General features: G+C 63.5%; 15 protein-coding genes and 2 pseudogenes. 6 read left to right on the top strand and 11 right to left on the bottom strand.

The window, feature by feature from the left end:
- Window positions 1-2: 2 nt before the first annotated feature.
- The 8 genes from IPN92_09250 to IPN92_09215 form a co-directional block, all read right to left on the bottom strand.
- Entirely contained in the window at window positions 3-485 is a 483-nt protein-coding gene (locus IPN92_09250) for a YajQ family cyclic di-GMP-binding protein (GenBank protein MBK8638450.1), read from the bottom strand.
- Window positions 486-555: 70 nt separating this feature from the next.
- Window positions 556-1,485, bottom strand: a complete 930-nt coding sequence (xerD, locus tag IPN92_09245; protein ID MBK8638449.1) for a site-specific tyrosine recombinase XerD — start codon at window positions 1,483-1,485, stop codon at window positions 556-558.
- 43 nt (window positions 1,486-1,528) lie between these two features.
- Window positions 1,529-2,425, bottom strand: coding sequence for a symmetrical bis(5'-nucleosyl)-tetraphosphatase (locus IPN92_09240; GenBank protein MBK8638448.1), 897 nt, complete (start codon window positions 2,423-2,425; stop codon window positions 1,529-1,531).
- Window positions 2,426-2,463: 38 nt separating this feature from the next.
- On the bottom strand, window positions 2,464-3,027 hold the full coding sequence (locus IPN92_09235) for a methylated-DNA--[protein]-cysteine S-methyltransferase (protein ID MBK8638447.1): 564 nt from the start codon (window positions 3,025-3,027) through the stop codon (window positions 2,464-2,466).
- Window positions 3,028-3,447: 420 nt separating this feature from the next.
- The gene (locus IPN92_09230) at window positions 3,448-8,202 is read right to left on the bottom strand and encodes a choice-of-anchor D domain-containing protein (GenBank protein MBK8638446.1); all 4,755 of its coding nucleotides are present in this window, start codon (window positions 8,200-8,202) and stop codon (window positions 3,448-3,450) included.
- 471 nt (window positions 8,203-8,673) lie between these two features.
- Window positions 8,674-9,318: an SCO family protein gene (locus tag IPN92_09225; GenBank protein MBK8638445.1), complete on the bottom strand. Its 645-nt coding sequence runs from the start codon at window positions 9,316-9,318 to the stop codon at window positions 8,674-8,676.
- Between the two features lie 36 nt (window positions 9,319-9,354).
- Window positions 9,355-11,151 carry a multicopper oxidase domain-containing protein gene (locus IPN92_09220; GenBank protein MBK8638444.1) on the bottom strand — a complete coding sequence of 599 codons (1,797 nt, stop codon included), beginning with the start codon at window positions 11,149-11,151 and terminating at the stop codon, window positions 9,355-9,357.
- Window positions 11,148-12,320 carry a GAF domain-containing protein gene (locus IPN92_09215; GenBank protein MBK8638443.1) on the bottom strand — a complete coding sequence of 391 codons (1,173 nt, stop codon included), beginning with the start codon at window positions 12,318-12,320 and terminating at the stop codon, window positions 11,148-11,150. Before IPN92_09215 ends, IPN92_09220 begins: the two co-directional genes overlap by 4 nt.
- 32 nt (window positions 12,321-12,352) lie before the next feature.
- On the opposite strand from IPN92_09215, the pseudogene IPN92_09210 reads away from it, so the two are divergent.
- Both IPN92_09210 and IPN92_09205 read left to right on the top strand, forming a co-directional pair.
- A pseudogene (locus IPN92_09210) lies at window positions 12,353-13,059 on the top strand (PAS domain-containing protein).
- Between the two features lie 208 nt (window positions 13,060-13,267).
- Window positions 13,268-15,604 (top strand): PAS domain-containing protein, encoded by a 2,337-nt coding sequence (locus IPN92_09205; protein ID MBK8638442.1) that lies wholly within the window; start codon window positions 13,268-13,270, stop codon window positions 15,602-15,604.
- Window positions 15,605-15,787: 183 nt separating this feature from the next.
- On the opposite strand, the gene IPN92_09200 is transcribed toward IPN92_09205, so the two are convergent.
- Window positions 15,788-16,414, bottom strand: coding sequence for a response regulator transcription factor (locus IPN92_09200; protein MBK8638441.1), 627 nt, complete (start codon window positions 16,412-16,414; stop codon window positions 15,788-15,790).
- A gap of 637 nt (window positions 16,415-17,051) precedes the next feature.
- Between IPN92_09200 and IPN92_09195 the strand changes: the two genes are divergently transcribed.
- Together IPN92_09195 and IPN92_09190 are read left to right on the top strand one after the other, a co-directional pair.
- Window positions 17,052-17,447, top strand: a complete 396-nt coding sequence (locus IPN92_09195; GenBank protein ID MBK8638440.1) for a YcgN family cysteine cluster protein — start codon at window positions 17,052-17,054, stop codon at window positions 17,445-17,447.
- Between the two features lie 121 nt (window positions 17,448-17,568).
- A pseudogene (locus tag IPN92_09190) lies at window positions 17,569-18,211 on the top strand (hypothetical protein).
- Here IPN92_09190 and IPN92_09185 read toward each other — a convergent pair.
- Window positions 18,212-20,203 carry a ferrous iron transporter B gene (locus IPN92_09185; protein MBK8638439.1) on the bottom strand — a complete coding sequence of 664 codons (1,992 nt, stop codon included), beginning with the start codon at window positions 20,201-20,203 and terminating at the stop codon, window positions 18,212-18,214.
- Between the two features lie 127 nt (window positions 20,204-20,330).
- A complete protein-coding gene (gene fur / locus IPN92_09180; protein ID MBK8638438.1) occupies window positions 20,331-20,759 on the bottom strand; it encodes a ferric iron uptake transcriptional regulator in 429 nt (142 codons plus the stop codon).
- Window positions 20,760-21,185: 426 nt separating this feature from the next.
- On the opposite strand from fur, the gene katG reads away from it, so the two are divergent.
- On the top strand, window positions 21,186-23,381 hold the full coding sequence (katG, locus tag IPN92_09175; GenBank protein MBK8638437.1) for a catalase/peroxidase HPI: 2,196 nt from the start codon (window positions 21,186-21,188) through the stop codon (window positions 23,379-23,381).
- A gap of 91 nt (window positions 23,382-23,472) precedes the next feature.
- Window positions 23,473-25,317, top strand: coding sequence for a hypothetical protein (locus tag IPN92_09170; protein ID MBK8638436.1), 1,845 nt, complete (start codon window positions 23,473-23,475; stop codon window positions 25,315-25,317).
- Window positions 25,318-25,693: the final 376 nt, after the last annotated feature.

The following is a 25,693-nucleotide window of genomic DNA, read 5'->3' as shown; positions in this document are numbered from 1 at the left end:
CCTCAATCTCTGAAATTGGTGAATTTGAGGGGCAAGCCCCAATCGCCCTCGCGCAGATGCGCGATAGCCTCCTGCAGGTCGTCGCGATTCTTACCCGACACCCGTAACTGCTCGCCCTGAATCTGGGCCTGGACCTTGAGCTTGGCCGCCTTGAGGGCCTTGATCATGCTCTTGGCCGTTTCGGTATCGATCCCTTGCTTGAGGCCCACCTCCTGACGCGCCGCGCTCAGGCTGCTGGTGGGGTCTTTAAGGTCGAGGCTGCCGATATCGACGCCACGTTTGGCCAGCTTCTGGCGCAGAATATCCATCATCTGCCGCAACTGGAAATCCCGCTCCGTGGTCAGCTTTATGACATCGTCGGCCAGCTCGAAGTTCGCCTTGATGCCCTTGAAGTCGAACCGGGTCCCCACCTCGCGGTTGGCCTGGTCCACCGCGTTGCGGACCTCCTGCAGGTCCACCTCCGAAACCACATCGAAAGACGGCATCTATCTTCTCTCCCCTACCCGGCTGGTGAAGGCTGGCTACATTAGAGCAAGGCTGGCGGCAATGCCAGTATCAGCCACGCGGATGGTGCTTGGCGTGGAGCTGCTTGAGTCGCTCCCGGGCGACGTGGGTGTAGATCTGGGTGGTGGAAAGGTCGCTGTGGCCGAGGAGCATCTGCACGACCCGCAGGTCAGCACCGTGATTGAGCAGGTGGGTCGCGAAGGCGTGACGCAGGGTGTGGGGTGACAGCTCCTTCTGGATGCTGGCGGCGAGGGCGTGGCGCTTGATGAGTTGCCAGAAGGCCTGGCGGGTCATGTGGTCGCTGCGACTCGTGGGAAAGAGAAAGTCGCTGAGTCGGCCGCCCAGCAGATCCTGGCGCGGACCGCGGGTAAAATCCGCCAGCCAGGCGATGGCCTCCTCGCCCAGGGGCACCAGGCGTTCCTTGCCCCCCTTCCCCAGGACCCGCACCAGGCCCTGATTGAGGCTCACCTCCCCGGGCTTGAGATCGACCAGCTCGGAAACCCGCAGCCCCGTGGCGTAGAGAACCTCCAGCATGGTGCGGTCGCGATGCCCGCGGGGTTCCTCGGTATCCGGGGCCCGCAACAGCCGTTCCACCTCCGCCTCCGTCAGGATCCGAGGCAGGGGACGTCCGAGCCGGGGGGTATCCACCCGGGCGCTGGGATCCTCGCGCAGGGTGCCGATACGCAGCAGATACTGGTAAAACTGGCGAAGGCAGGACAGGCGCCGGGCGGCCGAGCGTGGTTTCAGGCCCTGCAGGGAAAGCAAGGCCAGGTAATCCAGCACCTCCAGCCGCGTCGCCCCCGCCAGCCCCAGGCCACGCTCCCTGGCCAGCCAGGCGCCAAAGGCCCGCAGATCGGACTGGTAGGCCGCCAGGGTATTGGCGCTCAGCCCCCGCTCCATCCAGAGGGCATCGGCGAAGCTTTCGATGAGGCTATCCGGTTCGGCCAGAACATGCGGTGAATCCGGGACAGCGCGGTTCATGGGCTATCCGCCAGGCTCGATAGCATCGCCCAAGGGTCCCTCTTCACCCCTCGGCCCAAGGCACCGCCTCGTTGCGGCAACGGACACTGTAGTAACGGCCGTCCTCCAGGCGCAGGGCGGTGAACCGGCCGCCATTGGCGCAGCCGGTGTCGAGGGGGTGGACGAGTCTCCTATCCAAATCCCCGCGCCCCAAACTCTCGCGATCGAGCCGGGCCCAGTGGCCGAAGAGGATGGGGAGGCCCTGGCTGGCGCGGCCGGGGACCTGGAACCAGGGCTGGGACCGCCGGACGCCCTTGCGCTTACGGCGCTCGCCGTCGAGGTCCAGGCGGCCCGTGGCATCGCACCAGCGCAGTTGGGTGAAGCAGTTGGCGATATAGCGCAGGCGATCCCAACCGGTCAGGTCATCGTGCCAGCGCCAGGGCTTGTGGGGCCCCAACTGATGCAGCAGGTCTCCATAGGCGGGATTCTGCAGTAGGGCCTCCAGTTCAGCGGCGCGGGCCTTGGCGGTAACCAGGTCCCACTGGGGCGGCAGGCCGGCATGGACCATGGCGAAGCCAAGACGCTCGTCGTGATAGAGCAGGGGCTGGTGGCGCAGCCAAAAGAGGAGTTCCTCGCGATCATGGGCCTCCAGAATACTGGCCAGGGTATCCTTTTTGCCGAAGGTCAGGGCGCCGGAGGCGGCGGCCAGCAGATGAAGGTCGTGGTTGCCGAGGACGCAGACGGCGGCGTGACCCAAGTCACGCACGAAGCGCAGCAGGCCCAGGGAGTTGGGCCCGCGATTGACCAGATCGCCCGTAAACCAGAGGCGATCGACGGCGGGATCGAAGTCGATGCGGTCGAGGAGCCGCAGCAGGTCATCGAAGCAGCCCTGGACATCGCCAATGGCATAGGTGGCACCGACCTCGTCCAGCGGCGGCCCCTGGGTCAGGGGCGAGGCCATGACGGCAAGGATGGCCTCCTCGTCCGGCCCAGGGCGCGTCATCCCTCCCCTGCCCCCACCAAGGCCGCGGGGGCGCCCTCATGGCGCAGCAGCCAGCGCTTGACCTCCAAGCGGCGGCCAGAGACATCCCCTGCGAAGCCCCCCAGTCCATCCTTGGCGATGACGCGATGGCAAGGCACGACGATGAGGCAGGGGTTGGCGCGACAGGCACCGCCGATCGCGCGGGCGCTGGTGCCGAGTTGCCGGGCGAGGTCTCCATAAGTCCGGGTTTCACCAGGTGGGATGGCTTGTAGGGCGCGCCAGACGCGGTGTTGGAAGTCCGTGCCCCGCGCGGCCAGGGGCAAATTCAAGCCAGTCGCACCCGCGTCAAAATAGCTTGCCAAGCCCGCGCGGATGGTCAGGGGTACCGCCTCTTCGAGGCTCGCGTCATCGGATGGCGCCAGCCCCTCGGAGGTGCTCGGGTCCGGGTCCGCGGCCAGGTTCAGGCGCACCAATCGCTCCTCCTCCCAGGCAACGACCAGGATCCCCAAGGGGGTCGCCAGAGCGCCGGATTCCACGGCTCCCGAGGTCAGGGTTCCCGATCGTAACTGCCCTGCTTTCATAACGCCTGCTGTCATAACGCTGGTTGAAAGTCGAGCAGTATATACCTTGCCCGTCAATCCTCGGCATCTGGTGGAAGGGTAGGCCATTGCCGACCGCCCTCTTCCACCCTAAATACGGCTCCGTAGACGGCGATTCGGCGAACCCAGACGAGTCATGTCCATGCCGTGCGCAGCGCGAACAGGCCCAACTGCCCGAAAAAGGTTGACAGGTTCCAATGGCATACCGGGCACACCCAAATATGCGGTGAACGCAGTGAGCCAGATCCTACGGCCCTTGTCCGCGCGCAACGATTCCCCGGGAACCCCAAGGTTAGATCTCTTTTTCTCCATGCGTCCCCCAATAGCAACGGCCGCCGGGGGCCTAGGCCCCCGGCGGCCGTTGCGTCCTGCTCTGCGCGCTCGACTAGCTCCCGATACGCGTTATCTCCCGGACCCCGAAAGGTCCACAATCGCCGGGCTGTTCGTCGCGTTGCTCACCACCCTCAGGGTCCCGGAGTAGGCCTGGACCGCGGTCGGCCGGAAGGTCACCGAGAGCCTGCAGGTCCTGCCCACGGCAAGCGGCGTCGCGCAGGTGCCGAGCACGGGGTTGATGAAGGCTGCTCCCGTGGTCGTGACCGAGCTGATGGTGAGGGGGGCGGTGCCCGTGTTCGTCACCCTAACATTCTGGGTCCTGTTGGTGTTAATGCGCCGGGCACCGAAGTTCAGGGTTGCCGGTAGGGTGGCGACGGGTCCGATCCCGCCGGCGCCAACCGGGGCGCTGGGTGGTGTCACAGTCAGGGTCTCCGCAAAGCCTTGACCGTCGGTGAATGACACGTCCACCCTCAACCTTAGGCCAAGCTCGGCAAGTGTGGGTGTGAAGGTCGCCGCCGTCGCGCCAGCGATATTTACGCCATTGGCCCGCCACTGGTAGGTAAAGGGTCCGAGGCCATCGACATCCGCTATCCCTGTGGTAATGGCCGAGACCGGGGCACCCACTTCGGGCGTGGTGTCGGAGAGGGTTGGAGCACCGGTTGCTGGGTCGTTTACGGCCGTGACCGCGACGGTCGGGTCGGACGTGACGCTTTCCGGATTGCCGGCGCCGTCGGTGAAGCTGGCGACCACACGCAGCCTCTGGCCCACGACTGGGTCGCTCGGGGTGAAGGTGTCCCCCGTTCCGGCGGTGGCCCACACGTCGGGGGCGGTCTCGGCCTGCCAGCTGTGGGTGATAGCGCCGAGGCCATCGGAATCAGCGAGTACGCTGGTCACCGTCAGGAGCTGGTCCTCTGCCGGCGTGGTATCGTTAATTGTAACCGTGCCGGTTGCCGGGAGGTTGTTCGGAACCGGGATGGTCTGGTCGAGGAACGCCAGTTGTTCCATGTTCCGAAGCGTGTCGGTCCCGTCGGCCAAGGTACCGCCGGTGTGCGCCACGGTGACGGTGCCGTCCGCATTGCTGGTGACGGTGTAGTTGACTAGGGCCTCGGAGTACACGGCGGTGTCCACATCTGCCGGCAAGGCCCCAGTCGTCACGATGCTGCGCACGATGCTGATTGAACCGGGGTTGAGCGTGCCCGCAAACACGGCCGTGCGAAGCTGGGTCATGCTGTCAACCAGGAGATTCCCCGGCGCCTGGAGCTGCACGTTCAGCCAGGCGTCACCGTCGATGAGATCATCGCCGCCACGACCCTCGATGAGGTCACTCCCGGCACCGCCGATGATGATGTTGCCGCCGGTGAAGGAAGTCGCGCCGGCCGGTAGCAAGGTGCTCAGCCCGGTGATCCGCGCGATACCCGCCGCGTTCAGTTCGTGGCCTTCCATCGTCGTGGCATCGGCGCTGTCGCCCCGCAGGATGTCGTTGAACCGCCATCCCGATAGACCCTCAACCAGGTCGAACCGATCACGAATATTCTCGAGGTCAGGCGGCAGCAGACCGGTGAAGTTCATGTCCGAATCGGCCGCTTGGGGATCGCCCCGGTGGGTCACCCAGTCGAAGCCGAGCATGCCCTCGCTCCGCTCGACGCCCGGGCCGGCCACCATGATGTCGTCGCCGCCCTCCGCGTCGTAGTCGTCGTCGCCGCCGTCGCCGATGATGACGTCGTGGCCGGGCTGGTTCGGGTCGTTCTGGAAGGGCGCCCCGTTGTCGCCCTGCAGCAGGTCGGCCTGGCCGCCGCCCTCGATCCAGTCGTCGCCGTCGTCGCCGAAGACCGTGTCGGTGGAGTCGCCGGCGAAGATGAAGTCGTCTCCCGGGCCGCCGAAGGTCTCGGTGGGATCCGAGCCGCCCACCATGAAGTCATTGCCCAGACCGCCCTGGTTCAGGTCGAAGCCCTGACCTGAGCTCATGGCGTCGTTACCGTTGCCACCCTTCAGGACATCGTCGCCGAAGCTGTCGGTCAAGATGTCGTCGCCATCGCCGCCGATGAACTGATCGTTGCCGGCACCACCCTCCATGATATCCCGGCCGCCATTGCCGCGGAGGGTGTCATCCCCTTCGCTGGATCTGATGCGGTCGATATCAGTGATGTTCCGGCCATTCCAGATGACGTGGGCGGGGCCAGGGTAAACGATCATCCCAGCGGGCGTGCGGGTGAGCAGGGTCGACTCATCGTAAGGGGTGCTGGGATCATTCAGAATCGGGCCGGTCGTCCCGAGAGCCACCAGGTTGAACGTGAAGTCCGCCCGCGAGAAGACATCCGCCGGGAGGCCTTCTGCGTCCGTGTTGCGCATGATCAGCTCGGAGAATGAATTGCCCTCGAGCTGAACCAGCAGGTTGAGGCCAGCCGTGCGGGTGAGGTAGTAAAGCCGGTCGCCATCTTGCAAGTCTTCCAGTTGCGTCTCGAAGACATGGTTGAAGGTGGAGCCCAGCAGGCCGCCGAACGGGGCCTGTTTCTCGGCCAGACCGCCGACCCAGAAATCGACAGCGTTTAGACCGGTGGGATCGGTGCTCCAGGTACCGGTGGCGAGCATGAAGTCGAGGCTATCCACCGGCGTTAACGGATCGTTCACATCACCTGCCACCAGGATCTCCGCCGCGGCACGCCGGGCCTCCATGCTGCCCGCCGTGAGTGCGCCGCCGTCATCGAACGAGGCGATCAGGGGATGGGTGCCGTAAGCCGCGATAAAGTTGACCAGCGACTCCGGGTGTCGCAGGCCGAGCTCGAAGTCCGCCCAGCTCTCGTAAGGCGCGAGCGCCGAGTTGCCGGTGGCGTCGAAGAACTGCTGGCGCGCCACATTCAGCGTCGGGACCCCCTCGCTGCGGCCCCGGGCCATGTTGATGGTGGCCAGGTCCAGCGGCAGGCCGAGCAGGCGGTTGCGCAGGGCCTCGGTGACAAACTCATCGAGCTCGTTGCCGACCTGGTCCGTCATGCCGCGCACGATGCTGCCGGCCGCCTCGCTGGCATTCGTTCCTACGTCGTTGAAGGCTAGCGGGTTGAGGAAGGCGTCGAGCAACGGGATGTCATGGAGAGCCCCATTGGCATCGGTGCGCGCCACTACCTCGGTCAGCATTGAATGGCCGAAGCGGTAAACCGTGTGCGCGAACTCGGCGGAGATCGCCGGGTTGATCTCGGTGTGGTAGCCGGCGAAGAGGTTGATCTGCGGCTGCACCTTGCGCCCGAACTCCTCGAACACCAAGTGCTGGTATTCCATCTCGGTGACAAAGCGCGCCGCCTGGAACAACCGCTCGCCGTAGTTCCAGCCGGAGGGGTTCGTCACCGACCGCCAGTCGGCGATCTCGGCCGGGGTGAGCTCCCCCGACGTGCCGAACGTGGTGATCAGCCCGTCGATGTCGGTGGCGAGCCGGTTGTGCTCCGCGTGGAAGATGGCGTGGACGGTGGTCAGACCAATATTCTCGTTGCCGCGACCATCGCCGGTGACGAAGTGGGCAGCGAGCAACTCGTCGTCGTAGGTGGCAGGATCGCCGTCATCGAGGGTGCCCGAATCCGCATCCGGATTCAGGGCCTGCCGGGGCGTTCCCGGATTGTTGTCATGATCACCGAAGGGGGCCGCGTGGTGGGCGATGTCGTCGAGGAAGGCGTGGCCGGTGCGGACCGCGTTCGCCGGGACCAGAAGGCCGAGCCCGCCGTTGGCTGAGGGGTCACCCTCGACGACGCCCGTGGCGGTCACGATCTGCGGTAACCCGCGGAGGGGACCAGGAATGAAACGGCCGTAGGGATCGGTCAGCAGCTTCGGCACATTCAGCACGTCCTGGTCGGTGAGCTGGATGCCAAGCAGGCTGGCGGCCTGCGCCTTCACCTCGGCCCAGTTGCCGATGTTGCCGGCGATCGCGCCGTCAATCAGCTTGCCCGTCGCCACCGGCCCGGATCCACCCGACACGTACGCGCGAAGGAACACCTGGTGCGAGGGATGCGAGGTGTAGGTCTGGTTTTGATCGACGAAGGGGGTAGTGGTGTTCGTCGCCTCCTGGATATCGTCATTGGTCCCGAGAATGCCGTCCGGGCCCGGCTGGTTGGTGGCCCGGGTCAGGACCATGAAGTCGGTCGGGCCGCCAGTAAACAGCGGATCATCCGCCTGCAACGGCACGAGGACGGTGCCACCGCCCTTCGTCACCAGGTCGAGACCGTGGTCGAAGAACTGGCCGAACAGCGTAAACATGGAGTTGTACGGTGCGGAGAGACCGACGTCCGGCGCCACGTTCGGGATAAACAGGGTACCGGAAGCATCGGGTACGGCGCCTGTACCGGCCGCCACGAGGGCGGCGGGGTTCGTCACCGTCTGATCGACGATCAGGTTGCTGGCGATGCGCGGCTGGGAGTCATTGACGAGCCCAGATTTCTGCAGGTAGCTAGTCCCGTCCTCCGCTGGGCGGAAGCTCGGCTCGGTCAAGCGCGGGAACACCAAATCCGCGGCGCCAAACTTCTCCTGACCGGGCAGGAGGTTGTTACAAGTCCCATCCACGGTGCGCAGGCCGAACGGGAGCACCGGGCTACCGATCCGGCTGAGGATGGTGCTGCAGGGATAGCCCGGCGTTGCCGCATGTTCCTCGGCGATCTTGATCTGCGCCAGGATGAACCGCAGGTCGGAGGCGTTGAGGGTGAATCCCTGTCCAATCGGCGCCACTTGCGCCTGGACAGCCGGGGTAAAGACAAAACCGCCCGCGATGATGGCGGCTGACGACAAGATGCTGGCCACTCCAAGAGCGGTGCGCTTGATGCGGGAGATGTGGTTCGGCACGGTAGGCATTGTTCTTCCCCTTTAAGGGTTATCGGGCGAATGGTTCGGGCTCAGATGAGCTTATGTCGAAGTGTAGAGAAGGCGCCGAAGCCCGTATGTCCGGGGTTTTACCCAACCGGATGTCCGCAAAATCGCTTACAAGCCGGGCGGCCCTTCGCCTTTCTCAGGTAATAATGTGCTTAGAAACAGGTGTCTGTGGCGGTGTCTAGGTGCTCATGGCGTGGCCGCCCATGCGCTGGAGAGGTTTTCGTGCCGGGTGAATCGCTCAACCCATCCGGCATCGGATCCCTGGCCATCCAGCCGGACGGCTTACAGGGATGCGTGCTGGGCATTACAGGTGAACGGGAGCCAAACCAACAGTCTCGGTTGTGAGTTTCCGTCTGCCGCGACAAGGATCGAAGAAGCATGGCCCCGGGATTTCGGCAGTATAGGGATGGAAAGGGTGGCCCTACAGGACAGAGCCCGCCGATTCCGGGCGGTTCAGGCTCCTGCTTGCGCTGGAGCGGCGTGCACGATGAGCCTGTCAACATGGTTGATGGTCGCCAGAATCTGGCCGGGAGGCGACAGCGCCGGCGCCATGGTCCAGCGGTCATACCGGTCGTTGCCAATGCGTACCATGCCAGTGTGGGTTTCTACGTCGCCATCGATGCTCGGATCGGGATCGTAGAAACCGAGTCGATAGCGGAGGTCCTTAACGTCCGCGGGGGCCCCGGTCAGGAACAACCAGCCCGGCTTGACGCCATGCGTCTCGGCGTACCGCTTCAGGCCACGCGGCGAATCATGCTCTGGCTGCAGCGTGATCGAATACAGGAAGACGTCACGACCCACTCGCTCGCCCAACATCTTCTGCACCCCGAGCAGATTGCGCGTCGCCAGTGGACAGATGCCTCTGCACAGCACGTACATCAAGTTGACGGCGACCACTTTGCCGCGGACCAGGTCGTCATAGAATCTGACCTCCCGGCCTTCGTGGGTGTAGAGTTTCGTGTTGGGAAAACGGCCAGCACCCAGATCCCTGGGGCGAGCCTGCTCCGGCCCGACATCCAGTGCATGCCAACCCGCCCAGCCAAGTCCTCCGAGCGCGGCCGCGCCCATGCCAGCCAAGAGTTGTCTACGTGTATTCATGTCGAATCCTCCGAATCTCAGATTGTTACCGGCCACTCAGGCTTCCGTGATGTCGAAGCGCACCATCATCGCGTGATCCTCGTGCGCCAGGTTGTGGCAGTGCATGACGTACTTCCCCGTAAAATCGCGGAAGCGCAGAAACACCCTCATGGTCGTGTTCTTGTCGAGCACGTAGACGTCCTTGCGTCCTCGCTCATGCAGCGGGATGGGCACATCGATCCCATCCACGGTCTTGCTGAGGATGCGGCCCTCTTCGAAGTGGATGTGAACCGGATGGGCCCAGCCACCGGAAGGGTTTACCAACTCCCAGACCTCGGCGCTGCCTCTGACGATTTCCGCGCGCGGCGTCGTCACGTCGATCAGTAGGTCGTTCACCGTCCACAGCCCATTCTTGCGGGCGAACTCCCAGCGCCGAACCGGCGCGGCCGCGATTTCCAAGGGATCGAGCGGCGGCAGCGGGCGCAATGCCGCCGGCACCCGACTTACATCCTTCTTGGGGGGGGGGCGATCGATGATGATCTTTAGCACCCGGGTGCCTGGTGCCTCCACACCGTCGGGCCCACGTGTCGTCAACTGGCCCAGCCGGTTGACAAGGTAGAGTTCAGTCCCAATCGCGTACCTCGAAAAGTCCACGACAATGTCGGCGCGTTCGGCCATACCGAGCCGAATGCGTTTCCGGGTGAGCGGGGCGGGCAGTAGGTTGCCGTCGTTACCGATGTACTGGAAAGGCTGCGCCCCGCTCCTGGGTGCGATGAGAGAGAACTCATAGAATCGGGTCGGCCCCGCGTTAAGCAGGCGCAGACGATACTTACGACTTGCCACCCGCAGGACCGGCTCGATCTTGCCATTGACCGTCACCTTGTCGCCCAGCGTGCCTTCGGGATTCAACTGGTCGTAAAAATGGACACCGTCCGCATCGAAACGCTTATCCTGGAATACGAGTGGGTAATCGTAGGGATGACTCGGCAGTCGCAGCGCCCCTGGGGTACGATCGTGTTCATCGCCCGAGTCGAGGTGGTCGAACAGCAGATAAAACCCGGCCAGGCCGCGGGACGCGTTGGGGGCGGTGAAATCCAGGGTATGGTCGTGATACCAGAGCGTCCCCAAGGCCTGTCTTGGATCGCCGATGCCGCCGTACTCGTCGAGGCCCGCATAGACATTCGGATAGAAGTGGTCCTTGAACCTCCCCGGCCCGCCCAAGGTTGGGCCTGCCTTGAACGCGCTGAAGTAGTCCCCGGGAAAGCCATCGCTCTCCGACGGTGCATGTAGATTATGCAGATGCATGCTCACTTCGGGCGTGCCGAAGCCGACGTGGTCCTGTGGCAACTCGTTGTAAAGACGGCAGATAATAGGCCTTCCATAACGCCCGAAGAGGGTAGGATTGAGGGCGGGCCCATCTGCGGTGTTGCCTTCGAACCCCCAGATGCGCTGTGGTGGATAGTCCGGGTGGAACACCCAGTCGGAACGTTCCGTGGCCCTCAACTCATAGAGATCCGCGCTGCCCGGCGGTAGAGACGAATCTCCGAAAAACTCCCCCCAACGCTGATGATCGGCTCGCCCACATTCGTCGCCCAAGGGGTCCGCCACACCCGTGGGGGTTGGGCTCAAGGCGTCGACCTGTTCCAGCGGCGCGATCGCATTGGGCAGTTCCTCCCGCCACGGTCTGGTGGGTGGGCTGGGAGGAATCACCGGATCGATGATCTGGGCCCCGCCCTTGCGCGAGGTTAGGATTATTGGCGCCAGCGCTACGGCGCTGGATGCCTTCAGGAAATCGCGCCTTCCGATGTTCATTTCAGGCGCAACGGTCGGGTTGCGAATGTTGTGCTTGTTCATGCCGTAGGCTCCTCTGGTTGTGTATGCGGGGCGGTGCGGGCTTGTACGCCGCCCCTGGCTATCGCGGATTTAACGGGTTGTACCAGGGACAGCGGCACGGAGATCCGGACCCGAGTCCCATGGCGGGGGAAACTCTGAATCTTCGCACGGCCAAAGACGCTCTCGGCGCGCTCGCGAATCGCGCAAAGCCCGAGCCCGTCGAATCGCCGGGACGCCTGGCGGGTGTCGAAACCGACCCCGTTGTCGCGGATCTCAAGGTGGAGCCAGCCGGATGGTCCGACCTCCAGGGACACTTCGATCCGGCTCGCCTGGGCATGCCTCACCGCGTTATCCAGGGCTTCGCGAAAGCAAAAAAAGCCTTGCTCCTTGACCTGCTTGTCAAGCTCAAAGCCGGTATTCTTGGCACGAACGTCGATTGCGATGCCGGCCCGTAAGCTGGTCTCCTGGCAATGCAAGCGGATCGCATCAGGGAAGGGTAAGTGTTCGAGGAAGCCTAGTCGCAGCTCTTGGCCCAGGTCCCGCAACCCCTGAATAGCAGAACCGACCTCGGCGGAAAGCTGGTCGAGCAGCTCGGTGAGCACAGGCTCTTTCTTCGCGGCCATGGCCCGTCCCCGCTTTAGCCCTAGGTTAACGGCCTGCATGGATTGGCCGACTCCCTCCTGCAGGGTCGTTAGGATGCGATTACGCTCGCCCTGGTCAACCTCGCCATCGACCGGGCGCGCCCGCCCGCGGACCCGAACCCTTTGTACGATGCCGCAGGCCAGGTCCTGCGCGAGCACTTCAAGAAGAGCCACCTCCTTTTTTCGGAAGGCGCTGGATTCAGCGGAGAAGATACTGAAGCTACCGAAGGGCGTTGCGCCCTCCTTCAGCGGCAGCGCTATCATGGAGCGATAGCCGAAACGCAGCGCCGTCTCTGCCCAGGATGTACGATCCGACTCGTGCGCGATATCGCGCAGAATGACCGGCCGCCCCTTCCCCATGGCGACGCAGGTGCTCGGCCTGTCGTCCGAGCCGACCAAGGCCCGTGCTGCCGCCATGGTATCCGCATGCCCCTGACCCCCATGGACGACCCCGCGCACCCGAGCCGGTTTCTTGCTTCCCGCGCGGCCCACCCACGCGAACCAATACTCGCCCACTTCCACTAGGTTAAGATTGGGCGCGGTAGTCATCGATTTACCCCTTGGGTCGCTGGTGGTATTGGATGGGCTCACGAGAGCTTGTGGAAAGCATAGGGCAGCGCCCGACGCCCGTATGTCCGGGGTTTAACCCAAACGGTTGTCCGCAAAATCGCTTACAAACGGTTTTACAGGCAGAGAAAACCACCGTCGTGGATTCAGTCGCAGGCGAGGGCGATAGGCACGTCGAGGCATGCGTCGCAGCATTGAGGCAAGGATTGCGGGTCAAGGAGGAGTACCTCCAGAGCACCAACGAGGAAACTGGAGACCTCCAAGGAAGGGCTGCAATCCGTGAACCCAGAGTTGGCACAGTGAACGCAGAGCTTCGACAAAGGGTGGCCATCTGTCGCGGGCCAACAACGACCACATGAACAATCTGCTGGCCGGTACGGGCGTAGGCAGGGTCTTTATGGACCTTCAGCTGTGCATCCTACGCTTCACTCCAGCGGCCACCGAGTTGATAAACCTCATTCCGGGCCATGCGGGGGGACAGGGTGGGCCACATTGTCTCCACCCTACTGGGCTATAATTTTTTATTGGACGACGTAATGGAGGTGTTGGACACCCCGAGAAGGAAGTACGGACAAAAGCGGGCGCCTGGTGTCTGCTACGCATCCGGCCCTATCGCACCCTGGAGAACCTGATCAAGGGCACGATTATCAGCTTTTCAGCTTTACGGACATCACGGAGACGAAAAGGCGCAGGCGACGGTGCGGGGAATCCGAGGGCGTGATCCACCTTCCGGTGGTGGGTGCGTGACGCGCACGATACGATCAGGGTACAGGATTTTGAGGACCCCATCCAGGCCTGGAAACCTGGAGCAGAGAGAATTTATGGCTGGAGCGAAGCCAAAGCGTTGGCGATAATCATTCCAAGGCTGGGCATGCATACGCCATTGCGACGTGGAAAGGCTGACGTCACCTAGGTAGAGGAACCGAACCATGACTAAGAAACAGATCCCCTCAGGCCAGGCAGGAGATTTACGTCGGCGGGCGAAAGAAAGGGCGAGAATGGACGAAACAAAAAACAAGGAAACGCCGTGCCCCAAGAAAACGCAGCAGAGGTGCCACGAACTGCAGGTGCGCCATGCCACGCTGGAGATGCAGAACGAAGAACTGCACCGGAGCCAAAAGGCACTGGAAGCGTCTCGGGCAGCCTATATGGACCTATACGATCTGGCGCCAATCGGCTATTTCACGGCCAGCGAAAGGGGGGTGATCCTTGCAGCCAATCTCACCGCGGCCACCCTGTTGGGGGTGCCGAGAGAGACGCTGCTGCAGCAGCCCATGTCCCACTTTGTCCTTCCCGAGTATCAGGGCATCCTCTACCAGTGCCACCAACGGCTCTTCGAAACGGGCTCACCCCAGAACTGCGAGTTGCGCATGCTGCGCACGGCCGCCAGCCCATTTTGGGCTCGGTTGGACGGAACCGCTGATCAGGATCGTGAAACTGGTGCGCCCCTGTGCCGGGTGGTAATGAGCGACATCGGCGACCGCAAGTTGGCGGAGATGGCCCTGTTGGAAAGCCAGCAGCGTTATGCTATTACGCTCACGGCGATTAGCGATGGTCTCTGGGATTGGGACATCCCAAGCGGCAAGGCCTTTTTCACCGAGCAATATTACTCGCTGCTTGGATACGAGAACCATGAATTCCCCGCCTCCTATGCTGCGTGGCGAGAGCGAGTACATCCGGAAGATATCGTTCAGGCCGAACAGATGCTGCGGGCCAGCATTGATGCGGGTGTGGGCTTTGAGATCCACGTCCGGATGAGGGTGAAATCAGGCCAATGGCAATGGGTCTCGGCCCGGGGCAAAGTCATCGAGCGGGATGCAACAGGGACGGCGCTGAGAATGGTTGGAACCTTGAGGGACATCACCACTCCTAAAATGGTCGAGCTAAACCTGCTTACAACCGAGCGCGCCCTGCGGCAGGCCAATGAGCTACTCGACGAGAGGGTCCGGGAAAGCACTGCCGCCTTGCGTCAAACTGTGGATACCCTCCAGGTCGAAATCGAGCATCGCCAACAAACCGAACTTAAACTCTCATCGGCGAATGAGGCGTTACAAACTCTTACAAACCAGCTACGTGCCCTGGCCGGTCAATTGACGATGGCTGAGCATTGTGAACGCAAGCGATTGGCCAGGATTCTACATGATCATCTCCAGCAAATGCTGGCATCGGCGAAATTGCGTTTGTCCTGCCTTGAGGGAATGGGCCAGGAAGTGACGCAGATCGTAGCAATCTTGGACGATTCATTGACCATGTCCCGCTCCCTGGCTACCGAGCTATACCCGCCCATCCTGCAAGAGGGAAGCTTACAGGCTATCATGGAATGGCTGGGTCACTGGATGTGCGACAAACATGACATGAACATCGATCTTGTAATGCAGCCGGAGGTCATTTTTCTAGCGGAGGACGTGAAGATTTTCTTATTTGAGGTGGTCCGGGAGTTGCTCTTCAATGCCCGTAAGCATTCAAACGTTAGCCGAGCGTGCTTGAGCCTGCAGCAAATAGATGCAACCACACTGAGGGTCACCATCAGCGATCAGGGTGTGGGTTTCGATGTCCACAGCATTTTCAGGTCAGGGAGCGTTAACGGGAGTGGGCTCGGATTATTCAGCGTCATCGAGCGGCTCAGGCTGTTTGGCGGAAATCTTGATATCGTCAGTGCCCCAGGAAAAGGAAGCTGTTTCACCCTGACGGTTCCAGTTACAGCCGCTCCCTTTCGGGAGCGGAGGAAGCAAGGAAAAGGAAGCTGTTTCACCCTGACGGTTCCCCTTACCTTAATGAGCCATCAGCCGGACGTTCTGCCTGCTGCTGGTTTGGAATCTACCACGGCTAATCAATCGGGGCAAAAACCTGTTGATCCCCAAGCTGTAGGCGTAGGCATTCGCGTGCTGCTGGCAGACGACCATGCCCTGTTCCGCGATGGCATTGATCGGCTATTGCAGAAGGAGCCGGATATCGTTGTTGTCGGTTATGCCAAAGACGGGCGCGAAGCGATTGATCTCGCGCGTAAGCTTAAGCCGAACGTTATCCTAATGGACATCAGCATGCCGCAGAGTAACGGCATACAGGCTACGCGAGTCATTCATCAAGAGTATCCAGATATCCGGATTATTGGTTTGTCCATTTTTCAAAATCAGGAACGTGCCCAGATCATGCTGGAGGCCGGTGCCGTCGATTATAAGCACAAGGGATGCTCAGCGGCCGAGTTGGTTGCAGCCATCCGGGCATGTGTCCGGGAAAGCGGCTCGCCAGCAGCCACCTTGCTGTAGGGGTTGTAGGAGAGCAGGCTCTGGCCTCGCTAACGCCTGAACAGGTGCCCACGCACGAACGAGCTCGGTCGGCGCATGCATGATTGAAGGCAGGGGTACGCTCTCCATACCCCCTGTGCCGCTTCTTCGGATTGTTACAGGGCGAGGTAAGCAGTCGGTGTGTCCGTGGCGGTGGGCACGCCGCTAAGTGACCATCCCCGCCCGAACCGCATACCGCACCACCTCGGCCAGGGTATGTAGCCCAAGCTTATCCATAAACCGGTTACGGTATGTATCCACGGTCCTGGGACTGATGGCCATGATCCGTCCGATCTCTTTGCTGCTGTTGCCAAGCGCGATTAGCCGGATGACCTCGCGCTCCCGCGGTGATAGGGCGACCGTTGTGCATCCGCTGCGTTGGAGCTCGCGGAGCTTGCTGCGGATCGAAGAGGAGATGAAGGTGCCACCCGCTGCGACGGTCTGGACGGCCATCGCCAACTCCTCGAAGGAATTATCCTTAAGGACATACGCCGCGGCACCCGCCTCCTGTGCCGAGAGGGCAGCCGCGGGATCGTCATACATGGTGAGCAGCACCACCCGGGTGTCGAGACCCTCAGCCTCGACCCTACGGACAACCTCGATGCCAGTGGCTTCCGGCATGCTGACGTCGAGGATGGCGACATCGGGCCGAAGCGACTTGATGAGCGTCCAGGCCTCGGTGCCATTGGTAGCCTGGGCGAGGAGTTCAATATCGTCCGCCGCTTGGACCAGCAGCGCTAGCCCTTGGCGGAAAACCGCATGGTCGTCGGCGAGAATAACCTTGATGCTCAAGTAGCGATCACCCTCGGCCATTGGCCCGGAATTCGGACCGAGGCCAAGCAAGAAGAAAAGGAAATCCAGCCCCGTTCAACAACCTGTAGTGTCTACTCACGCTATGGCCTGGACAAGGGGGGAAAATACCCCCTGTCGGGCCGTGATGCAGGGTTCTGGTCCCTAGAGGCCGGACTGCTTTTCGGTCTTGGAGTGGTTTCTTCAGGTGCGGGACGCGATTTTAACGAGACGGGCAAGAGCCCTCCGGTAGCCGTTGGCAGTTCGCGTACCACCTCAATCGCCGATCGAGCTCATACTCCCGATCGAAGAATTATAGGAAACCCAACCGCCCGGTATCTGAAGTGGGGGGACGATAACACCGCAGGAAGGCTCGCCGCAAGGACACAGCGCGAGCCGACGGGGAACGATAGGGAGCAGACCGGCGCCGGGCATTGCGCTCCCCTTGGGCGGCGCGATTGCGCGCTAGATAATATGTGTGCTCGATATACAAGCTTGCGCCAGGGCCGAATTTCTGGCCGACCGCTAGAGATGCGAAAATTGAGTACAATGCGTCTCCTTGCCACCCACACGCGGAACCCTTTGCCCCATCGTGAGCAACCCTCAAGGCCCCTTCTGGGAAATCACCCCCCTGGACGCCATGACCAGCGACCAGTGGGAGGCCCTCTGCGACCGCTGTGGTAAGTGTTGCCTGGAGAAACTGGAGGAAGAGGAGACCGGGCGCATCTTCTACACCAACGTTGCCTGCAAGCTGCTCGACCCCGCCACCGGGGCTTGCGGCGACTATCCGCATCGTTCCCGCCTGGTGCATGATTGTATCGAACTCACGCCGGCCACCGTCGCCGACCCCCACTGGCTCCCCACCACCTGCGCCTATCGCCGCCTACGCGAGGGCCGCTCCCTGCCCCGATGGCACCCCCTCCTCAGCGGCGACCCCACCTCCGTAAGCCGCGCGGGCCAGTGCGTCGCCGGTCGGGTCATCCCCGCGGCCGAGGCCGGGCCCCTGGTCCACCACCTGATTGATTGGATCGAATAGCCCGCATCCCCGGCCTCGATTCCCCGACACCTCCAGGTCTCAGCCCGCGTGGCGGGGGAACGCCCCTCATGGATCCCGCCCCCCACGCGGGCAAACGCCACCCCCCGACCTGGGCGGAGCCATGGGGCGGATCCTGACGGATCAGGTGGGCCTGTTCCGCAAGGGTCCGGAAACACCCGGACACGGCCAAGCGCCAGGCCGAGGTCGATGCCCTGCGGGCCAGCGCCGCGCCCGGAGAGGCGACAGCCCTGCAGGATCAGCTCATGCCGTTCCACCCTCTGCTGCCCGAGCGCTATCGTGGCCCCGGAGGCCGCCGCCCTCGTCGCCAGTGCCCCCTACGGGTAAGTGGATGCGCGCCCTGAGCGAGCGGCTGGAGACTTAGATCCCCCTCCAGGGCGAACCGGACCTGGATGCCATCGATGACCCCATGGAGCCCGAACTGGCGGAACGGATCTACGAACTGGATTGCTATATCGAGTGTGGCTGCTGTATCGCCGCCTGCGGCACGGCGCAGATGCGCCAGGATTTCGTCGGCGCCGCCGGGCTCAATAAGATCGCCCGCTTCCGCCTGGACCCCCGGGATCGGCGGGAGGAAGCGGATTACTACGGAGTCATTGGTGACGATCAGGGAGTCTTCGGCTGCATGAGTCTGCTCGGCTGCCACGACGTCTGCCCCAAGGGCCTGTCCCTCCAGACCCAGATCGCCTCTGCGCCGCGCCATGGTGCGCCAGGGCCTGCGCGGCCAGCCGATCTGCCTGGATTAGCTAGACCAGCCACCCCACCAGCTCCAGCGGCCAGCGCACCGCCACTGCCACCACCAGGGCCACCCCGATGGAGAGGGCGACGGAGTAGTAGGCGTCCCGCGGGCCCAGGAGCTTCAACATCATGGCGAAGGTGGACACGCAGGGCACGTAGAAGGTCAGGAAGACCAGGAAGGTGACGATCTGGGTGGTGTCGAGCACGCTCGACAGTTCCTGGGTGCCGAGGGCCTGAAACACCATCAACAGGGACAGCTCCTTGCGCAGGACGCCAAAGAGGATCGGCACCCCCAACGCCACGGGCAGACCCAGCCACCAGCTCGTGATGGGCGTCAGCGTCAGGTTGATCCAGGCATCGGCGCCATAGCGGTCCAGCAGCGCCAGCACCACGCTGCCCGCCACCAGCAGCGGCAGGACGATGGTGACGATATCGCGGCTGCGATCCCAGGTACTGGCCACCACCTGGCGCGGGGTCGGCAGGGCGTAGGCGGGGATCTCCTGGATGATGCCCGGCGTGGTCTCGGGATAGCGGCGCTGAAGCAGCTTGCCCACCAGGCTGACGACGACGGGGATGAGCATGAAGAGGGCGAACACCCCGAAGCCACCCAGATACTTGCCGCCCACCGCCAGCAGGATGGCGGACCGCGCCGAACAGGGCAGAAAGGTGATCAGCAGCGAGGCCACGGTGCGGTCGCGGCCCCGGGTGACGGCGGCGGTGGCGGCCAGGGCCGGGACATTGCAGCCCAGCCCCATCAAAAACGGCAGGGCGACGCCGCCATGCAGCCCCAGTTGATGGAAGCCCCGATCGACGACAAAGGCGACGCGGTGCATGATGCCGGACTCCTCCAGCACCACCAGCAGCATCACCAGCGGGATCATATAGGGGATGACGATGCCCGCCAGGCCGATGACGCCATCCAGCACGGCCCGCGCCAGGACCCCCAAAAGATTGGTGGGTTGCCAGGGCTCAGCCCAGGCGATGAGGCGCGCGACCGTGAGCCCGTCGAGAAAGGCGCTCACCTCGAACACAAAAAACAGCACCATCGCAAAGATCACCAGGGTGCCAACAAAGCCCCATTGGGGGTGCAGGAAGAGGTCGTCCGCCCAGCGTTGCCAGGCGGGGGTTTCGTCTTCCTGACCGGGGCGGGTCACCGCCTCGAAGAGGACGGCGGCCCGGTGATGCCGGTCGGCGTGGATCTCTTCCGCCAGGGGGCGGGGCAAGGCCGCGTCGGCCTGGGCGCGGGCGGCGAGCAACCGGGAATAGGCGTCGGGGAAATGGGCCTGCAACTCCTGGGCAAAGTAATCCTCGTTTTCCACCAGTTGCAGCGTTAACAAGGCCTCCGGCACGGCGAAGGCCGCCGCCACCTCCGGCTCGCGGGCGATCCCGGCAACCGCTCCCCATTGAGCGACGATGTGCGGACTGGGTGGATGAGCCCAGAGGACCGGCGGGGCCTTGCGGGTCTCCCGTGCGACCCGGGTCAGGGTGGTAAAGAGTTCGGCCAGGCCGATGCCCATGTGTGCCACGGTCGGCACCACGGGGCCGCCCAGTTTGGCCGCCAGGGAGCGAACGTTGATGAAGCGGCGCCTGGCGCGCGCCTCGTCCATGCGGTTGAGCGCAAAGACCATCGGCCGGCCTAAGGGCATCAGTTCCAGCGCGAGCTCCAGATCCCGCTCCAGGGCCGTGGCGTCCATCACCATCAAGAGCACATCGGGCGCGGCAAAGACCGTCGCCGGCAGATGGTCCTCGTGTTGGGCGATGGCCGGCCAGCGGTCGCCCCACAGGAGATACTTCAGCGTCACCCGCTCGTCCTCGTCCGGGGCATGAAAGCCCTCGATGGCGGGCAAGGCGACCAGGGAGATCTGATCGACGCCCACCTCGACCAGGCATTCCTCATAGGCGGGACCGATGCCGGCCAGGCGCTCGTGACGGGTTCGGGTGCTGGCGGCGGCGTGGAAGATGCTGTGCTTCCCGCTGCCGTTCCGGCCGACAATCGCCACGCGGGGGCGGCGGGAGCCACGCAGGGTGGGTCCGTGGAGGGGGAAGGCCGGGACAGACAGGCTCATGGGCTGACCCTGGGCGGTGGAGATGGGTTGTGGGGCGGCAAGCTGCCGTTCATGAAGGTCTTCAGTGCCCCGCCTGACAGTTGGGGCAAAAGCCAAGGATGTTCAGGGTGTGGTCCTCCAGAGTGAATCCATGATCCGCCGCGATGGCTCGCTGGCGCTCCTCGATGGCCTCGTCCAGGAACTCCACCACCTGACCGCACTTGATGCATACCAGGTGATCGTGATGGGCGCCGCGCTCGAGTTCGAAGAAGGCCTGACCACCCTCGAAGTTGTGACGGGAGACCAGGCCCGCGGCCTCGAACTGGGTGAGGACGCGATAAACCGTGGCCAGGCCGACCACCTCGCCCCGGGCCAGCAGGATGCGGTACACATCCTCGGCCCGCAGGTGGCGCGGGCCCTGGCCCTCGCCGCTGGTCTCCAGGATTTCCAGAATCTTCATGCGCGGCAGGGTGACTTTCAGCCCCGCCTGCTTAATCTGACGTTCGTCCAAGACCTTCCCCCCTTGCGTGGCGATGGGCGGATTCCCGCCCCGCGTCTCCAGGGACCCCGTGGTTTGGCGCCTTGCACCGGTGACCGCCAGCACCCTAAACGCTAGTCGAGAAAGCTTCTCATTTACTTACTGGAGAAGCAAGCCGCGCACCGGGTATCAGGGCTCGTTTATCGTCTGGCCCGATGGCTATTCTCGGTTTTAACGATTGGCGATGTTTCTCGGCCTCTGATCCAATAATCCCATCGTCGTAATTCGCTGGCGACGGAAAATGCCTCTCCGCTCCCCACTGGCGGGTGCCGGCGAGCCCCTCCATGCCCTCACCCTGGAGAACCCGCATGAACAAAGTTTGTCAAATAACCAGACCGATAGACGGAGAGGTATGACCTCCTAGCCGCACGGTAACGCTATCATCCTGAGGAGATAACCATGTCCACCGAAGCCAAATGCCCATTTGCTGGAATAACCGGCGCCCGCACCAGAGTTAGTGCTCAGTCCAATCAGGACTGGTGGCCCAACAAACTCAACCTCAAGATCCTGCATCAACACTCCGCCAAGTCCAACCCCCTGGGCGGGCAGTTCAACTATGCCGAGGAATTCAAGAAGCTCGACCTTGCCGCGCTGAAACAAGACCTCTACGCCCTGATGACGGATTCCAAGGATTGGTGGCCCGCCGACTGGGGCCATTACGGTGGCTTGTTCATCCGCATGGCCTGGCATAGCGCGGGCACTTACCGCATCTCCGACGGGCGCGGCGGCGCCGGCCACGGCAACCAGCGCTTCGCACCCATCAACAGCTGGCCCGATAACGGCAACCTGGACAAGGCGCGCCGGCTCCTCTGGCCCATCAAGCAGAAATATGGCAACAGGATCTCCTGGGCGGACCTCATGATTCTGGCCGGCAACTGCGCGCTGGAATCCATGGGCTTCAAGACCTTTGGCTTTGGCGGTGGGCGCGAGGACATCTGGGAGCCGGAGGACGAAATCTACTGGGGTGCCGAGGCCGAGTGGCTGGCCACCAGCGACAAGCCCAACAGCCGTTACTCCGGCGACCGGGAGCTGGAAAACCCCCTGGGGGCCGTACAGATGGGTCTGATCTACGTCAATCCGGAAGGCCCGGATGGCAACCCTGACCCGCTAGGTTCTGGTCGCGACGTGCGAGAGACCTTCGCCCGGATGGCGATGAACGACGAGGAAACCGTCGCCCTGGTGGCCGGCGGCCACACCTTTGGCAAGGCCCATGGCGCGGGTGATCCGTCATTGGTCGGTCCGGCTCCGGAGGCGGCACCCCTTGAAGCGATGGGCCTGGGCTGGAGAAACAGGTTCGGGTCTGGCATGGGTGTCTGCACCACGACCAGCGGCATCGAAGGGGCCTGGAAGCCGCACCCCACCACCTGGGACATGGGCTACTTCGACATGCTCTTCGGCTACGAGTGGGAACTGGTGAAGAGCCCCGCCGGCGCCTGGCAATGGCAGGCGAAGGACGTCAAGGAAGAGCACATGATCCCCGACGCCCACGACCCCTCGAAGAAGCATCGGCCGATGATGACCACGGCGGACCTGTCGCTGCGCCTCGACCCCATCTACGAGCCGATCTCGCGCCGCTTCCACCAGGACCCGGAAGCCTTCGCCGACGCCTTCGCCCGGGCCTGGTTCAAGTTGACCCACCGCGACATGGGCCCGCGCGCCCGCTACCTGGGGCCCGAGGTACCGGCCGAGGAATTGATCTGGCAGGATCCGGTGCCGGCGGTGGACCATGAATTGGTCGGTGAGCAGGACCTGGCGTCCCTGAAGGCCCAGATCCTCGCCTCGGGCCTGTCCATCCCCCAACTCGTGACCACGGCCTGGGCGTCGGCCTCGACCTTCCGCGGCTCGGACAAGCGCGGCGGCGCGAACGGGGCGCGCCTCCGCCTGGCGCCGCAGAAGGACTGGGAGGTCAACCAGCCAGCGGAACTGGCCAAGGTATTGGGGAAACTCGAGGCCATCCAGCAGGCGTTCAACGCTGCCCAATCTGGCAACCAGCGGATTTCGCTGGCGGATCTCATCGTGCTGGCGGGCGGCGCGGCGGTCGAAGAGGCCGCCAGGAAGGTTGGCCATGAGGTCAGGGTGCCCTTCACCCCCGGGCGAACGGACGCATCGCCCGCGCAGACCGATGCGGCATCCTTCGCCGTCCTGGAGCCACTGGCGGACGGCTTCCGAAATTACCAGCGTGCCGGCCTGAAAACGCCCGCCGAGGAGATGTTGCTGGACCGCGCCCAACTGATGATCCTGACCGCCCCGGAAATGACGGTATTGGTCGGCGGCATGCGGGCCTTGGACACCAACTTTGGCGGCGCTCGGGAAGGCATCCTGACCAGCAAGCCGGGAACCCTGACGAACGATTTCTTCGTCAATCTGCTGGACATGGCGACCGAGTGGCGACCCTCGGCCACCGAGGGCGTCTTCGAGGGACGGGATCGCGCCTCGGGCCAGGTCAAATGGACGGGCACTCGGGTTGATCTCGTATTTGGTTCGAACTCCGAGCTCCGTGCAATTGCCGAGGTCTATGCCTGTGATGACGCCAAGGAGAAGTTCGTTACAGACTTTATCACCGCCTGGAACAAAGTAATGAACCTGGATCGCTAAGGCCTCGCCGGTGATTGAATAGAAAAGGGCCGAATGGCCCTTTTTTGATTCCCGGCGAACGCCAAATATACGAATCTGCTAAATTAGTAATATGCTCTCTCTTCGCCCCATGCAAGCCCGCTGGTTCGAGACCTATGTCCCTCACGAACATACGGTCCGGGCCACTGAAATCCTGGCCCGAACCGGGGTGGTGGAGCTAGAGATAGACCCTCGCCTAGCGGAACCCCTCAATACCCACAAGCTGCGCTATTTCGTCAAGCGCGGGCGGGACCTGATCGCCCGCCACCTGGAAGATCTGCCCGCGGGCCGTGACCGGCCCAGCGCCCTGCTGGGCAATCCCGTCCATGTGGCCAACCAGGCCCTGCACCGGCTGCGCATCTGGAGTGCCCGCCTGGACTACCTCAAGGAGCAGGTGGCGGAGCGGCAGGCGGAGCGGGAGGACCTGCGCCTCCTCGACGAGGCCCTGCGCGCCATGCGCCGGGATGGCGTGGACCTGGAAGGTCTCTTCCATGAGACCCGCTTTCTGTGCAAGTGCCTCTTCGCCTGCCCCAAGACCTGCCGCCTCGAGGAGAGCGAGACCGTCGCCGCCCAGACCACCCTGGTGGTCCGGGGACCGCGGCACGACTTTCCCTTCATGATGGGCATGCCCGATCAGCGCGCCCTCATCCGTCACCTGGTGGTGGAACAGGGCTGCGAGCAAGTCGGCATCCCCGCCTGGCTGTCCGGCGCGCCGGATGAGCGCATCCACCGCCTGCATGTCTACCTCACCGACATTGAGCAAGAGATCACCCGGTTGGAAAGGCCCCTGCAGGCGTTGCGCGCCGACCCCAGCATCGCCGCCGCCCGGGCCGATATCGACACCCTGGCCTGGTATCTGGACAAGGTGGCTTGCTACCTCGGCGGCCAGGAACTCTGCCACGTCACCGGCTGGACCACCGCCGAGGATCTGGATGGCCTGCAGGAGGCCCTCTGGGGGGCTGGCATCGAGGTCGTGGTGCGCTTCCCGGACCCACCGGCCTCGGCGCCACCGCCGGTCACCACCCTGCAAAGCTGGTGGGCCAAACCCTACCGGCCCTTACTCATGCTCTGGGGCACCCCTGACGCCAGGGAGGTGGACCCGAGCGGCCTCCTGGCCCTGCTGGTGCCCCTGCTCTTTGGCTACATGTTTCCCGACGTGGGCCATGGCCTGCTGCTGGTTCTCTTCGCCCTGCTGTTCAGCAAACGCTGGCCCGACATCCGTTTCCTGCTGCCCTGCGGGCTCGCCGCCATGGCCTTTGGCCTGCTCTTTGGCGACCTCTTTGGTTTCGACGACCTGATCCCCGCCCTCTGGCTCAAGCCCCTGGAGCAGCCCATCATCGTCCTGGCGGTGCCCCTGGCCTTTGGCGTCGGGCTCTTGCTGCTGGGGCTGGTCCTGGCCGGATTCGAGGCCCACTGGAACCGGGCCCTGGGCCCCTGGCTGGCGGTGGATGCGGCCGTCCTGATCCTTTACTTGGCGTTGCTGGTGACCATGGCCTATCCCCAGGCCCTCTGGGTCGCCGGCCTGGCCCTGTTCCATTTCATCGCCGGCAGCCTCTGGCAGTGCCGCGGGGCGGGTATCCAGGCCCTGGCCGGGGCCTTGGGGCGGCTGCTCTACAGCTCGTTCGAACTCTTGCTGAACACCCTGTCCTTCGCCCGGGTGGGCGCCTTCGCCCTCGCCCACGCCGCCCTCTCCCACACTATCATGACCCTGGCCCAGGGCGTGGAACACCCCCTGGGCTGGTGGCTGGTGGTGATCCTGGGCAATCTCTTCGCCATCGTGCTGGAGGGCCTAGTGGTCTTCGTCCAGACCACCCGCCTGGTCCTGTTCGAATTCTTCGTCCACTTCCTGCGCGCCAAGGGGCGGCTGTTCCGACCCTTGGCGGGACCGGTGGCCCCCCTGGGCCGGCGTTGCCGCTAGCGGTATCACCCTCGCCGGGACCGCAGAATTCCCAAGAGAATTTAACCCGGATTGTAACTACCCAGGTACCCCGCTCGGACGCTGCCCCCGCTTAGGCGAAGCGATGATCTGCTTCGGCGCCTCGTGTTCAAGCGAAACAGGCGAGGCCGCTCCGGGGGCCTGAGTAGTTACAAAAAATTACACGTATCCCAAGCAGACCCCGAAATAGCGCAAGCACGGTTCTGTGAGGGGCTTGGAGCCTCCGATAGTGAACCGCTCTTTCCGCCGATCACTTAGTAGCTGCGTGCAGGCAGGCGTCCAATGAAGGCTCCGGACGGGGAAGAGAAGACTTCATCTGGGTCTCCGGCCTACTCGACCATATCGGATTCAGATTGCT

The organism is Chromatiaceae bacterium (assembly GCA_016714645.1).
In the GTDB taxonomy this organism is placed as follows: Bacteria; Pseudomonadota; Gammaproteobacteria; order Chromatiales; family Chromatiaceae; genus M0108.
This window is presented reverse-complemented; position numbering and strand designations above follow the sequence as displayed.